This window comes from Alteromonas sp. RW2A1 (assembly GCF_001886475.1).
Lineage (GTDB): Bacteria > Pseudomonadota > Gammaproteobacteria > Enterobacterales > Alteromonadaceae > Alteromonas > Alteromonas hispanica.
The window spans coordinates 1304051-1318488 of record NZ_CP018031.1 but is presented as its reverse complement, the minus strand read 5'-3'; the positions used below and the strand labels follow the sequence as shown (position 1 = coordinate 1318488).

General features: G+C 42.9%; 9 protein-coding genes. 2 read left to right on the top strand and 7 right to left on the bottom strand.

The window, feature by feature from the left end; genetic code table 11:
- Nucleotides 1–560: 560 nt before the first annotated feature.
- The 5 genes from BM528_RS05925 to BM528_RS05905 all read right to left on the bottom strand — a co-directional run bounded on the left by BM528_RS05925 (nucleotide 561) and on the right by BM528_RS05905 (nucleotide 6109).
- Nucleotides 561–1232 carry a sulfite oxidase heme-binding subunit YedZ gene (locus BM528_RS05925; RefSeq protein WP_071981184.1) on the bottom strand — a complete coding sequence of 224 codons (672 nt, stop codon included), beginning with the start codon at nucleotides 1230–1232 and terminating at the stop codon, nucleotides 561–563.
- Between the two features lie 8 nt (nucleotides 1233–1240).
- Nucleotides 1241–2248, bottom strand: coding sequence for a protein-methionine-sulfoxide reductase catalytic subunit MsrP (gene msrP, locus BM528_RS05920; protein WP_071979092.1), 1008 nt, complete (start codon nucleotides 2246–2248; stop codon nucleotides 1241–1243).
- Nucleotides 2249–2924: 676 nt separating this feature from the next.
- Nucleotides 2925–4268 (bottom strand): anti-phage deoxyguanosine triphosphatase, encoded by a 1344-nt coding sequence (locus BM528_RS05915; protein WP_083595219.1) that lies wholly within the window; start codon nucleotides 4266–4268, stop codon nucleotides 2925–2927.
- 19 nt (nucleotides 4269–4287) lie between these two features.
- Nucleotides 4288–4887, bottom strand: coding sequence for a 5'-deoxynucleotidase (gene yfbR, locus BM528_RS05910; protein ID WP_071979091.1), 600 nt, complete (start codon nucleotides 4885–4887; stop codon nucleotides 4288–4290).
- A 1-nt stretch (nucleotide 4888) separates the two neighbouring features.
- A complete protein-coding gene (locus BM528_RS05905) occupies nucleotides 4889–6109 on the bottom strand; it encodes a pyridoxal phosphate-dependent aminotransferase (RefSeq protein WP_071979090.1) in 1221 nt (406 codons plus the stop codon).
- 269 nt (nucleotides 6110–6378) lie between these two features.
- Here BM528_RS05905 and BM528_RS05900 point away from each other — a divergent pair, with 269 nt between their 5' ends.
- Both BM528_RS05900 and BM528_RS05895 read left to right on the top strand, forming a co-directional pair.
- Nucleotides 6379–7173: a DUF2189 domain-containing protein gene (locus tag BM528_RS05900; RefSeq protein ID WP_071979089.1), complete on the top strand. Its 795-nt coding sequence runs from the start codon at nucleotides 6379–6381 to the stop codon at nucleotides 7171–7173.
- 363 nt (nucleotides 7174–7536) lie between these two features.
- Nucleotides 7537–7857: a DUF3718 domain-containing protein gene (locus BM528_RS05895; RefSeq protein ID WP_083595218.1), complete on the top strand. Its 321-nt coding sequence runs from the start codon at nucleotides 7537–7539 to the stop codon at nucleotides 7855–7857.
- A gap of 92 nt (nucleotides 7858–7949) precedes the next feature.
- On the opposite strand, the gene BM528_RS05890 is transcribed toward BM528_RS05895, so the two are convergent.
- Complete coding sequence (locus BM528_RS05890) at nucleotides 7950–11045, bottom strand: efflux RND transporter permease subunit (protein WP_071979088.1); 3096 nt, start codon at nucleotides 11043–11045, stop codon at nucleotides 7950–7952.
- A complete protein-coding gene (locus BM528_RS05885; protein WP_071979087.1) occupies nucleotides 11042–14434 on the bottom strand; it encodes an efflux RND transporter permease subunit in 3393 nt (1130 codons plus the stop codon). Before BM528_RS05885 ends, BM528_RS05890 begins: the two co-directional genes overlap by 4 nt.
- Nucleotides 14435–14438 lie beyond the last annotated feature (4 nt).

Here is a 14438-nt window from a genome sequence, read left to right as displayed (position 1 = left end):
CAAGTTATACATTGTGCTTTTTTCGAACAAAATCGAACAAATATGGTAAGTGCTTTTAAAATAAAGCATTTTTTATTAGTCAAATAATGGCTATCTGATATCGTTAGTAGAATCAAAAGCACTGTGTATGCTTTGGTCTATCACGAGAAAAATGGGATTATGAGCGTATTAGTCGATTGGGGTTATATAGGCATGTTTGTCTGTGCTTTTTTGGCAGCAACTATTTTGCCTTTTAGCTCTGAGGTTGTACTCACTGCTTTATATAGTAGTGGCTTTTCTACGGTGCTTCTCTTGGTCGCTGCATCAAGTGGCAACGTGCTAGGGGCTCTTTTTAACTATTTTCTTGGCCTTAAATACGGAAAAGTGATAGCTACAAAGGTATTGAGAGTCAGCGACAGCTCATTTACTCGCGCTAGTATTCTTTTTACTCGATGGGGCAAGTGGAGTTTATTACTTTGCTGGGTGCCCATAATCGGAGATCCTATTACGTTAGTTGCAGGAGTGCTGCGTAGTAACCTTTTATTTTTTATATGTATTGTAACTGTGGCAAAAACGGCGCGTTACGCCGCATTACTCAGTTTTTTCTCTTGCAGTTTTTTCTGACGTAATTGCTTTCGCCGAAAAGTGGATAGCCCATGCTTGACTCGGGGAATTAAAATGATAATTCCGACTAGCCAATACCAAATAGGCTCTTGCCAAAAGGTTTTTTGCGACCAACTAAAATGCAATAAAGCCAGAGGCAAAATAGCGTAAATAGTATTGTGAAGCTGCTGCCAGCGCTTGCCCATTTTCCTTCTTATAAGGTTAAAAGAGGTTGCAGTTAGTGCCATTAGCAGCAAAATCGCTAGCATTCCCACAATAATATACGGCCGACTTATAATCTCACTCAGTACCAGCGTCATATCGAGCTGCAGCTCAAAAAGAACGTAGGTACTGAAATGGGCCAATGCATATACAAATACATAAATGCCTAACATGCGCCTAAACTGAATAGGCGCTGGACTTTTCAACCACTTTGCAAGGGGGCTAAGCAATAACGTAATAAACAGCAGGTGAATAGCCCAAATACCGGTTTCATTCAAAAGTGTATTTACCGGGTCTGCACCTAATGAATCTGTAATGCCTGCATAAAATAGCCACACAATATACCCTAAGGCCACACTGTGAATAATCGATTTTATACAACGTCTGGCAAACGGCGAGAGTCGTAGAAGTTTTTTATTGGCAATCATGGATACCATTAATAATATCTAGTTAAATCCATACCGGAGTAAAGTGGCGCAACTTCGTCATACCCATTGAACATCTTTGTTTCTATTCTATTGCGAGAAAGCAGGCCGCCTGTAGTGATTCTGCGTTCACTAGCTTGGCTCCAGCGTGGATGAGATACCTTTGGATTAACATTCGCATAGAAGCCATATTCGTTTGATGCGAGGCGATTCCACGTTGTGGGTGGCTGCTTATCGGTCAGGCGAATGCGTACGATGGATTTAATGCTTTTGAATCCATATTTCCAAGGTACAACTAAGCGAATAGGCGCCCCGTTTTGCGGGGGCAGAGTTTTTCCATATAAGCCAACCGACAATAACGTTAATGGGTGCATCGCTTCATCAAGGCGCAAACCTTCCACATAAGGATATTCAATACCGCCACCTAAAAATCGATTGCTTTGCCCTGGCATCTGCTCTGGATCATAGAGCGTCTCAAACGCCACGTATTTTGCTGACATTAGCGGGTCAGCTTGCTTGATAAGAGCCGCTAGTTCAAAGCCTATCCACGGTACTACCATAGACCAGGCTTCTACACAGCGAAGGCGATAAATGCGTTCTTCAAGGGGAAACCGCTTTGTTAGCGAGTCGTGATCGAGCACCAGTGGATTTTTCACTAAACCATCAATTTTTAACGTCCATGGGTCGGTATTGAACTCAGTGGCGTTTTCCGCTGGCGCGTCTTTTGATGTACCAAACTCATAGAAGTTGTTATACGACGTTATTTTCTTTTCTGGAGTTCGAGTTTCATTGATTTGAAATTTACTCGGTTGCGAAAAGTCCAGTGGTTTGCCTTGAAAAGGTGTATCTTCCTTCTCATCTTCCCAGAACCAATCAGCAGCGCTAGCAGACTTTGCGAGCAAGGTAGAGGCCCCTACAAATCCAAGTGACTTTAAAAGCGATCTCCGGTTCATGTAAACATGTTCATCAGTCACATCACTATCATTTAATTTAACTGACGGCTTGTAAGGTTTAGACATTATTCTACCTTCTTAACACAATATTTTTCACTCAGGTTGAAAGAGCCAAGTTTGCTCTTTCATATTCTGTCATTCGTTATTCACATCGACTCTTGCTAGCTCATTAACGCTTAACGTAAGCCCTAACTAAAACCTAATTTAAGCGGTTTCAGCATTCCGCATGTATTTGTTTAGGCAGAATTTGTCATAGGCTTATAGTGTGAATACGTTGAAGCAGCAAGATAGTTTCATAAATCGTCTTTACTCATTAAAGCTTATCTATTACACACTTAACTATTTCGCAATAAATGTATGCTGTTACCGCAATTGACGTAAAGCGCTTGCCACAAATATTCATGACTCGACAGATATACATGACCAGACAGGCCTTGAGATAATTTCAAAAAGTCACCTAAAGGACTTTGTTGAGTAGATGGCTGACAAATAGTAATGAAGGAAATCACTAAGATACTTGCACAGGTTGTTGAATAGATAGCTAGCTAGAACGCTATGTAAATAGCTAAATAAATAGCTAAATAAATAGCTAAATAAATAGCTAAATAAATAGCTAAATAAATAGCTGAGTAAACAGCTAGATAAACAAGTAGCCAAATGAATAAGGCGAACCCGCAGACGGCTGTCTTCTGAGAGATATCTAACACACAAGCAGCGCTATCCTGTGCCGCATAGTAATCAACTACATATGAAAGCTGTCTTGAATACCACCTTGTTTTGGAGAGAAAATACTGCTGTAGAGACGAGAGGCAAATTCGTCAGTCATTCCCGATATGTAGTCAGCGAGAACCCGCATACCTTTTCCGTTGTCTTGTGCTTTACGCCAGCGTTCTTGGGTATTTTCGGGCAATAGTCTGGTAGGGTCCGACGCAAAAGCTTCAAAAAGCTCCATTACAACGAGCTGTCCTTTGTATTCCAAAAGCTGAACATCGGGGCGACGTATTACCTTTCTAAAGACAAAACGCTTAAACAGCCCAAGCGCTTCGCCGAAATTATTGGGCATAGTAGCGTTATAAGCGAGAAGAGGATGAGAAAAACCTTGGATTTTGTGTATTTCAATTGCAGTAATAAAGCTGTTTACCAATGCGCCAATAGCGTTTTTGCGTTCATGGTGGGCCTGGCTAAAGAGCTTTGTAGTTAATGTCTCGATGTTTTCAGAAAGCCACGGAATAGAGAGGCCTTTCAATGGACTGGTGACTTCTTCTACAAAATGCTGCTTATTTACCATATCCATTACAATGGCATCTTCTAAATCGTGAATGCCATACGCAATGTCATCGGCTAACTCCATTATTGAACAATCAAATGATTTGTAGTTTGTTTTACCGTGTCCATTAGCGTTTTCAGAAAACTGCATAAAACGCTGTTTATCTTCACTGCAAAGGGGCGCAAGCAACCAGTCAAATAATGCTTTATCACATGCAAAAAGCCCTTTAGGAGGGTGCCATTCGTCTGCTTTTACCTGCCTTAATGAAAGCGGACGCGCAGCGGTATGTGATTTAAAGTGGAGTGTATTAATGAAATTAGGATATTTGACTAACCCTAAAATACTGCGTCTGCATAAATTCATACCATGCTCGGCAGTGTAAGGTTCGAGCTGAGTGACAATGCGAAACGTTTGACCATTGCCTTCAAACCCACCGTGCTCATGCATCATATAATTGAGGGCTATCTCTCCGCCGTGGCCAAAAGGAGGGTGTCCAATATCATGTGCTAAACAGATTGTTTCAATGAGCGTAGGATCAAGCACTAGTTCCTGCGCTATTTCGGGAAACTTATTCCACAGTTGCGCTGTAATTCCTGTTCCTATTTGTGCCGCCTCTAAAGAATGGGTAAGGCGAGTGCGATAAAAATCACTTAATCCAACGCCTAATACTTGCGTTTTCGCCTGCAGCCTGCGAAACGCCGCGCTGTGAAGCACTCGCGCTTTATCTCTTTGATATGGGTTTCTGTGGTCTCCGTCCCTCGACTCGGTGCGTGGAAGACGACGTGCATGTAGGTCAAGTTCCCATTGAGATATTGTCACAGTAGAGTCCTTATCGGTTTTACATTTCGTCTTGGGTTATTTCATCAAGGCTCAAGGAAAAGCTAGGAACGTATTGTGTAAGAAAGTAGTCCACTTCTTCGGAGTGGTATTCTTTTAAAATTTTATCAAGCCGCTTTTTCGCTAACGTAAACTCTCTATTACCGGCTGCCAACTCTTCCAATGTCTTTAGGTACGCGCACAGCACATCAGCGGCTTTCACTATAAAGGCATCTTCGGGGTCGTGGTATTGTGAATCAATAAGCGCAGCGTAGTCGTCTCGAAATGACTCTGGCGCCATTTCAATAAGCTTGTTTTCAGCAATCTTTTCAATCTTTTTATATTCTTCTTTAATGGCGGGATTAAAGTATTTAACTGGGGTAGGTAAGTCGCCAGTGAGCACTTCAGACACATCGTGGAACAATGCCATCGTTGCAATGCGCTCAGGGTTCACATTACCTCCAAAGAACTTATTTTTAATTAACGCAAGTGCATGGGCAACCATGGCTACTTGTAAACTGTGCTCTTGCACGTTTTCTGTACGCACATTGTGCATAAGAGGCCAGCGATTGATGAGTTTCAATCGAGATAAATGTGCAAAAAAATGACTTCTGTCTGACACACTAAGCCCCTTGCTTATAAGTTCTGAAAAAGTTTCCTATTCTGTGAAGTGCCGGTACAAGAACATCACTGTGAGGTAAAAATACTAACCTGAAATAAATACCGTCATTTAAGTTAAATGCTCTGCCATGCACCAGCAGAATTTTTTCAGAGCTTAAAAGATCAAGGATCATTTGTTCATCATTGTGGATATTGAATTTTTTCTCATCGACTCGCGCGAAGCAATACATAGCACCTTTAGGTTTTACACAATGCAAGCCGTCAATACCGTTGAGCATATCTGTAGTGACATCTCTTTGAATGCGGAGCCTGCCGTTTTCTTTTACCAAATCATCTATGCTTTGATAGCCCCCAAGCGCGGTTTGAATAGCGCTTTGACATGGGACGTTCGCGCACATTCGCATAGACGAGAGGATATTAAGCCCTTCTATATAATCAGATGCTAATCGTTTATTGCCGCTAACAAGTAGCCACCCAGAGCGAAAGCCCGCTACGCGATAGTTTTTACTTAGCCCGCTAAACGTAACAAAGAAAACATCGTCAGCTAGTGAGGCAATACTGGTGTGTTTTGCATCGTCATAGAGAATTTTGTCATAAATTTCATCGCTAAATACCACCAACCCATGCTGTCTGGCTATTTCGACAACTTCTTGTAGTAATGCTTCATCGTACACCGCACCTGTGGGGTTGTTGGGGTTGATAAGCACAATAGCGCGAGTTTTACTGGTGATTTTACTCTTAATATCATCCAGGTCTGGAAACCAGCCTGCTTGTTCGTCACATCGATAGTGGACAGGGGAACCAGAAGAAAGACTGACCGCTGCGGTCCACAATGGATAATCGGGGCTGGGAATGAGTACTTCGTCTCCCTGATTCAGCAAAGCTTGCATTGCCATCATTATCAATTCGCTAACCCCATTACCGATGTATACATCGTCAACGCGAATATCTTTAATGTTTCGCTGCTGATAGTACTGCATCACTGCTACTCTCGCCGCATAAATTCCCGTGGAGTCTGAATATCCTTGAGCCGTGGGAAGGTTATGAATAACGTCTTTTACAATATCGTCCGGGGCTTCAAAACCAAATGGCGCGGGGTTACCGATATTAAGTTTTAATATGCGGTGACCTTCATCTTCCATTTTTCTTGCTTGTGCTGCTATTGGGCCTCGAATGTCATAACAAACGTTATCTAATTTATGTGAGCGAGATACAGTTTTCATGGTCTATCTGGTTGATTTACATACCCTGAGATTATCGCAAACCACAGTGATATGCGACGGCAAAATAGGAGATTAAGGCACAATATGACTATTTTTATGCGCACTTGTCCAAATTACGAACAAAAAAGATGACAACTATCCTTAAAAGTATAAGTTTATAAAAAATATGTTAATAACTTGTGAACTTTTCAATATAAGCCTATCGTAGTAATGAGGTGTTCGTAAAAACGCCAATAAAAGACAAGTTTACCATCAGAGGTGATTTCAATATGTCGCACCATTTTAAAGAAACCCCAGAAAATGCGATTACACAAAGTGGCATTGCGCGTGTCATTCCCTGTAAAGAATTAGATGTTGGCGATCCGATAAAATGGCTTTCGCTAGGAATAAGAGACGCTATGCGGGCCCCAGGTCTTACCGCGTTTTATGGCGTACTATTTGCCGTTATACCTTGGGTAATTATGTATTTGGTGGCGATGACAGGTTGGCACCTAGTAATTCTACCCGCAATTGTCTGCTTTATGCTGGTCGGCCCGTTTTTGGCAGCAGGACTTTACGATGTGAGCTGGGAAATGGAGAAGGGGCATAAACCTACACTTCGACATTCCCTCAGAGCCATGCGTAGAAATGCAACTAATGAATGGGGTTTTGCAGTTTTACTCATGTTCATGATGATATTTTGGTTGCGGGTAGCCTCTATTATTCACGCGCTTTACCCTCCTTATATAGAAAATACATTAGAGAGTTTATTGCCATTCCTAGTGTTAGGTAGCTTAGTGGGTGCGGTATTTACGGTGGCGATGTTGTTTTTAACGGCATTCACACAACCAATCCTAATGGAGCGTAAAGTCGACTTGGCAACCGCAGTACTAACAAGCGTTAATGCTGTATGGGTGAACAAATTACCTATGCTGATATGGGGAGCGATAATTTTCTCTGCCGTCGCAATTGGCTTTGTAACCGGTTTTGTTGGGTTTATTGTTCTAATGCCTCTTGTTGCCTATGGCTCTTGGCATGCTTACATTGATGCTATCGAGACAAAGCGAGCAAGAAAATACGAGTAAAATGTAGTTTTATTACAACAAAAAATGGCATTTCAGTATGATTATTAATCTGTGATGTCATTTTTTTTGTTAAAACTTCACTTTAAATGAAAAAAATGGCTTTGATTAAGACTTTAGTATTAGAGTTTTTGGCGATGTTTTACTGCTTACCTATATTATTTCGGAATAAAGAAATTTATAAATCTCAACATTTTCAGTGGCTTAACTATTTAAATAAACGTTAACATACTGATTTACCGCAAATTTACCTGCCTTACACAATAAAACAACAGAAAAAAATATTTTCTTGGTGCATAACTAATGGGCACTCAGCGATAACTGGGTTGCAACTTACATCATTAAATATGTCCAAAGGAAACTATTATGAAACTGTTTAAAACGCTTATCGCAACAGCAGCTCTGTCTTTTGCAGTTAATGCAAACGCAGCAGAGACACAAAAAGAAGTACGTTTTATTGGAGAAACTGAGTTCGCAGGCTTTTGTAAAGCCATCGTCAACGATGATATCAGAACACTCCGCTCAAGCCTTTCACGCAGTGTAGGTCGCATTGGCGATAGTCAGCGTCAAGTGCTACGTGTTATTACTTCTGACACAGGTTTAACCTGCAATGGAAGCAATTTAATCGACTTTTCCGTTGAGCGCGGCGCTGATTCGGTTCACGAATTCCTTATCTCGCGTAGTTAATTATGACTAGTGTAAAGAGGCGGGTGGTGAAGTTCCTGCAAAGAACACCACACACCCAACCAGGAACTCATAACTGGTTAATGATGCTCGGCTCAAACCCTTACCCAACGAGACACTCTGTGTCGACCGTTGATAAAGAGTCGCTGAGTGTGGAATCTCAACTTGAGGAGTAGAACATATGCTAATGGCACAAGGAACAAGCTTGTTAGCGTAGAAAATATCAAACCTCCAATAATGGCGATGGCCATTGGGGAATAGGGTGGACCATCGCCGCCTATCCGTGTAGTGCCAATTGCTAGCGGAATTAGCCCCAAGACAGTGGTAGCAACTGTCATCAAGATAGGTCGAATACGGGTTACACACCCCTCAACAACGGCTTCGTATAAAGAAAGTCCTTCATTGACCAGTTGATTTATTCTGTCTACTAAGACAATGCCATTATTCACAACAATGCCCATTAAAATAAGCATACCGATCATACCCATTACAGACATTGAGGTGCCAGTTATCATAAAGGCCCAAAATACGCCGGTAAATGAAAACAACAGCGAGGTGATAACCGAGGTAGGCAGAATTAATGATTCAAACAGAGCAGCCATAACCACATAAATCATGCATAGCGCCAAAAGCATATTCATTTGCATCACAGCATTTGCCTCGCTTTGACGAGAAAAGCTTCCATCTAACGTCCATCTGTATCCCGTGGGCAAAGCAATATTCTCAAGAGCTTTTTCTATCTTCATTCGAGCTTCTTCAACGGTAGTCTCACCCTCAAGGTTAGCGCCAATGGCCAGTGAGGTTTGGCGATAGCTGCGGTTAATTTGAGACAGCTGTGGCTTAATTTCAAAATCGGCAATCATATTAAGGGTGACAGATTGGTTTTGTGAAAAGCCGATGTGGATATTTTTAAGCTCGCTCAACGAGGACTGAATATCATTTCCGTACTTTAGCTGCACATTTACTTCACCCGTATCCCCGTATCTAAAAGTTCTTAGATTGTTGCCGCGCAATGCGGTAGCCACTACGTTTGCAACGTCATTAACGCCAATGCCAAAACGGTTTGCTTTTTCCCTATTAATACGAATTTGTACTTCGTCTCGGGTAGACCCCGTATCTGCTTTTACGTCTTTTAATCCCTCAATTTTTGCGATTATCGGCACAAGCTCTTTTGAAATAGTCATAAGCTGCTCTGACGATTCACCTAAAAGCGTAACCTGAATACCCCCCCCGCTGCCGCTGTCCCACTGAAATGTAGGTCTGGCTCTTACAAATGACGGCATAGATTCTCTTATGTCCTGTTTTATTGCGCTCACAGGCACAGGAAGTTCGTCATTCAATGTTAAGCCGCTTATTGCGTAGCCCGGTGTGAAATAGGTATACACCTGCTTAATATGAAAGCGCTCTTGATTGTCATATAAATAGGCTTCCATTTTTTCTACTGTGCTCTCAACTTCAGATAGCGTGTAGTTTTGGGTCATGTGGTAGTTGAGCCAAATGCGCTCTTGGTTGTTATTACCGTCGTCGTCTGAGGTAACGGCCTGCATGGGAATAACTGTTGAGGCGAGGATCGCGATGGCAATAAGCGATGTTTTTCCCTGATTGTTTAACACCCACGATAATACTTTACCGTAGCGTCTAATATACCCTGCGGGCGCCGAATGCCTTACAACTGGAATTTTTACCTTGGTCGTTAAGAGAGGAATAAGCGTTTTTGCGATAAACAAAGAAGCGAATAGTGATATACAGATCGCAACAGCCACGTGCTCTAAAAATATAGTGACATCAATTTTAACGCCAATTATATTCGGCAAAAAGACAATGGCCGTTGTCGCGGTACCTGCAATAACGGCTAAACTCACTTTGTTTACGCCTGTTTGGGTGGCATAGGAAACATCACTGCTTTGCTGACGTTCTTGAAAGATACTCTCGGTAATCACTACCGCATTGTCAACTAACATGCCTACGGCTAACATCAGGCCCATCAGAGAAAGAATGTTAAGTGTGTAACCTAATAGATACATCACACCTAGCGCTATGCAGATAGAAAAAGGCACAGACATCACCACTATGATAGTGGTGACAAACTGCCGTAAAAACATAAACAGAACAATTACCGAGAGCAGGGCACCTAATAATCCCGCACTTAGCAAGTCACTCAAAGATGACGTCACGCTTTTAGCCGTATCATCCATAACAAAAAGGTTGATTCCCGCAAACTCTGGGTCACTTTTTGCCAGTTCTATCACCTTCATTACAGCATTAGATACTTCAACGAGGTTACTACCTGATTCTCTAAAAACGTTGAAACCTACGGCAAAGCTTCTATCTAAATGACGACCTTCGTTTCGCAGGGGCAATTCGTAGCGCACCTCTGCAACATCCGATAAGCGAATATTGGGTTGGATCCACATTTGTTCAAAGTCGCTGATGTCATCAAATTCACCCTTCGGGTTAACCAATATCTTTTCGCCCTCATTATTCATATAGCCAGCCGTGAGGGAAAAGTTTGCGCTTTGCAGCTTTTGCACTAATTCAGTATTGTTAATGCGATATGCGGCCAACTTTTTTGGGTCAAGCCTTATACTAATTTGGCGCTTCATAGTGCCATAAAGCTCAACCCTAGAAACCCCAGCCACTCGCTCCAAAGGTCGCTTTAGATTGCGTTCTAATAGGTCGTAGGCGTTTGACAGATCTCGATCGCTGGAGACGCGAAGCTGAAAAATGGGCATATCATTAGTATTGAATTTGTAAACCATGATGCGTTCGATATCAGCGGGAAGCTCATCTCTAATTGCATCCACTTTTTCTCTCGCTTCAATACTTTTCGCTTTGAGATTTTCATCCCAATCAAACTCAACCACGATTTCTGCTTTATTATCATAAGAGCGTGCCCGCAAACGTTTAATGCCAGACATGGTCGCTATGGCAGCTTCAACGGGGCGGGTGATCATGGTTTCTACCTCGATGGGCGTTGCATCGGGGTAGGGGATCTCAATCACCATCTCAGGAATATCAATGCCTGGGAACTTCTCAAGGGGTAAAAGCCTTGATGATACCAACCCAAAGAGAAGCATTGAGAAAAATAGCATACCTATAGTAACTGGCTTGTTAAGCGCAAATCGCGCCAGTGCGGCACCTAAACCCTGTACTTTATCTTGTTGGGCAGGATGTTGTTTGGAGTGCTTCATAGCGAACCTCCATCCAAGACTTCCTGAGTGTTTTGCGGTTCAGTTTTTACGCTAGAAAGTGTCTCTTTGTTATCGAACAAGCTGTAAAGCACGGGTAATAGAATTAAGGTCAGTAAACTGGCGAATAGTAAGCCAAAAATAACGGTAATTGCCATGGGTGTTCTTATTTCAGCACCCTCACCATAGCCTAAGGCCATAGGGAGCAAACCCAAAACGGTGGTGAGTGTGGTCATAACAATTGGACGTAATCGGGTTTTCGCTGCCTCAATAATTGCTGCGTGTTTGTCTATACCGTTGCGTCGAAGCTGATTAATACGGTCGACCAATACAATGGCGTTATTAACCACAATGCCACAAAGCATAATTAGCCCGATAAAGACCACCACACTCAAGGGCGTGTCGGTTAACCACAATCCGTAAACTGAACCTGCTCCTGCAAGGGGAACTGCAAACAAAATAAGCAGCGGGTGTAGCAAAGATTCAAACTGTGACGCCATAACCAAATACACCATGAAAACAGCGAGTGCGAGGGCAAATTGAAGCGAGCGGAAGCTGTTCTGCATATCCTCACTTTGACCAGCGATAGTAGCACTTAGCGATAAGGGCAATTGAGTATCGTTAAGCACAGATTCGGCTACTAACACTGCCTCATCCAATTTACCTTCGGCGACATTCGCTGTTACTAATGCCACTCGCTGTTGACCTACGCGAGTAATTTCGCTTGGTCCTACACTCATAAATACATCGGCAACCGCGCTGAGAGGTATCGGCTGAGTAGAGCGGGGATTAATCACTATGGCTCGTATTCCGGCGATATTATTGCGCTGGCTCTCTTTTGTTCTAACCAGAACATCTACTTTTCTGTCTTCAATACTGTATTGGGTAGCCACGCTGCCACCCACTTTCGCTGCAATTAATTGAGATACAGAAGCGGCATCTAAGTTGAGGCGGGCAAGTTTAGCGTGATCAAACTCTATTTTAAGCTCAGGATTACCATCGCGAATGCTAGTGGTGACATCTGCAAAATTGCTGAAGCTCGCCAGCTTAATAGCAATCGCATCGCCATACTCTTTAAGTTGATTTAAATCATAACCGGTTATTTCAATTTGAACGGGAGATGAAAAACTAAACAGTTCAGGCTCTGAAAATACAGACTCTATGTTAGGACGGGTAGTCAAGTAGCTACGCAGAGACTCTTGAACGTTTTGCATATCTGCACTTGTCGCATCGGCTCGCATGACGACATTTAATCGGCCCCAGTGGTCTCCACCCTGATTAGGCGCTGCACTTACCAAGCTGCCGGTGCCAGACATAGCATAGGTGCGAAGCACCTTGGTATTATTTTCGTTATCGTCAGCAGTACCGCCAGTGCTTTTTAACGCAGCGGCGGCTAGCATATTCAGTTCTTCGTCGGTTTTATACAAAGGCGTACCTGCAGGAAGGGCAATCTCAACAGAAAATTCGCCCTGTGACATAGTAGGAATGAGTTCCATGCCTAATTGAGGTACGAGTAATGCGCCACCAGCGGCTACTGCCAGAGTAACGCCTAATATGGCTGAGCGAGCGCGCAAGCTTGCATGAAGCACCACCTCATACGCTCTAGCAATGCCATCGAATCCTTTTGAGAACACCCATATTAAGGGCTTAAATAACACTGACAAAAGCTTACTAGCAATGTGCCACGCACCAATTAATAACGTAACCAAAGCAGCAGGTAAAAACACAAAAATGAATTTTACTAGCGCATTGATAGGCCATGTTACATAGAAAAATAGTTTTCCTAAAAAGCTAACAGGAGGGGTTTTTGGCTTTTTAGTTGGTGCATCAAAGGTGTCCTGGTGACTGAGCTGTTGCTGCTTTTTACGACGGGCCATTGCTGGAATTATCGTAAGCGCTACTACAAGAGATGCCGCTAGCGCAAATGACACCGTAAGAGCCTGGTCTCGAAAAAGCTGACCAGCGATACCCTCAACAAAAATGAGAGGAACGAATACCGCCATTGTGGTTAATGTAGAAGCGATGATAGCGCCAGAAACTTCTTTTGTACCCGTTGAAGCCGGCTCTAGTAGTGACTCATTTTGCTGTGAAATTGCGTTGCCCGGCGCATCATCGAGTTCGCTATCTAAAGCGCGTTTATGGCGACGGTGACGGTCTATATTTTCGAGCACTATAATACTGTTATCAACTAACAAACCAACAGCCAGCGCAATGCCGCCCAAGCTCATCATATTAAGGCTTATATCGTTTGCATACATCAAGTTAAAGGTAGCGATAACAGACACAGGAATGGATACCGAAATAATTACAGTGGCCCAAAAATCTTTAAGAAATAAATAAAGCACGAGCATTGCTAATATTCCGCCAGCAACGGCAGCTGATTTTACGTTGTCTATGGCTTGCTTTATGAAAATGCTTTGGTCGTAAGTTTGTGTGAGTGCGTAGTTTGGCGGAAGGGCGTCTTGAATTTCCGCGATGCGGCTGGCCACCTTTGCAGCAACGTCTACAGAATTGGCGTCACCTTCTTTATAAATGGCAACTTCTACGCCTTCTGTGCCGTTAAAACGCGTAATTACGTCTCTATCTTTATAAGCGCTTCGAACAAGGGCAATGTCTTTAAGCTGAATATTACGTCCTTCAGACCGGCCCACAAAAAGGTTATTTATTTCGTCTAAACTTTCAAATTGATTGAGAGTTCTCACCAAAAACGCCTGCGAGGCATTGTCAATTCTTCCTCCCGCAGCATTTACGTTTTCAGCTTTTATTCGCGCAATTACATCCGTAATAGGTATAGACAGTTGGCTGGCTTTACGCTGATCGATAAGAATATGAATTTCATTTTCCAAGCCACCGCCTAAACGCACAGCCGCAATGCCTTCTACAGACTCTAACTCTCTTTTTACCTGCTGCTCTGCATATAAACGTAAGCGTTTCATTTCGTTTTCAGATAAATTCTCTGAATCTGTGGTTAGCCCCAATTTTATAACGGGATCTAAGCTAGGGTTAAAACGCAAAAGCCTTGGCTTTTCAATGTCTAGTGGAAGCCTTAATACATCTAACTTTTCTCGAACCTCTAAACTGGCAAAGTCCATTTCGGTGCCCCACGCGAAGGACAAAACAACATCAGATTGTCCCGCACGAGATGTGGACGTGATTTTACGTACGCCTTTCACAACACCAACGGCCTCTTCAATGGGTTTAGATACCAGTTGCTCAATTTCAGCGGGCGCGGCCCCATCGTAATCGGTACGAATGGTTAAAGTGGGATAGGATAAATCTGGCAGCAAGTTTACCGACAACCGGCCTAGCGACACCATGCCAAATAGCAATACAGCAAAGGTGAACATAGACACGGCAACAGGGCGTTTAACAGCAATATCGACGATGCGCATAATA

Coding starts and splice junctions, on each gene's coding strand:
- BM528_RS05925 (WP_071981184.1), bottom strand. CDS start 1,232: ATGATTGCCAATAAAAAACTTCTACGACTCTCGCCGTTTGCCAGACGT.
- msrP (WP_071979092.1), bottom strand. CDS start 2,248: ATGTCTAAACCTTACAAGCCGTCAGTTAAATTAAATGATAGTGATGTG.
- BM528_RS05905 (WP_071979090.1), bottom strand. CDS start 6,109: ATGAAAACTGTATCTCGCTCACATAAATTAGATAACGTTTGTTATGAC.
- BM528_RS05900 (WP_071979089.1), top strand. CDS start 6,379: ATGTCGCACCATTTTAAAGAAACCCCAGAAAATGCGATTACACAAAGT.
- BM528_RS05895 (WP_083595218.1), top strand. CDS start 7,537: ATGAAACTGTTTAAAACGCTTATCGCAACAGCAGCTCTGTCTTTTGCA.
- BM528_RS05890 (WP_071979088.1), bottom strand. CDS start 11,045: ATGAAGCACTCCAAACAACATCCTGCCCAACAAGATAAAGTACAGGGT.
- BM528_RS05885 (WP_071979087.1), bottom strand. CDS start 14,434: ATGCGCATCGTCGATATTGCTGTTAAACGCCCTGTTGCCGTGTCTATG.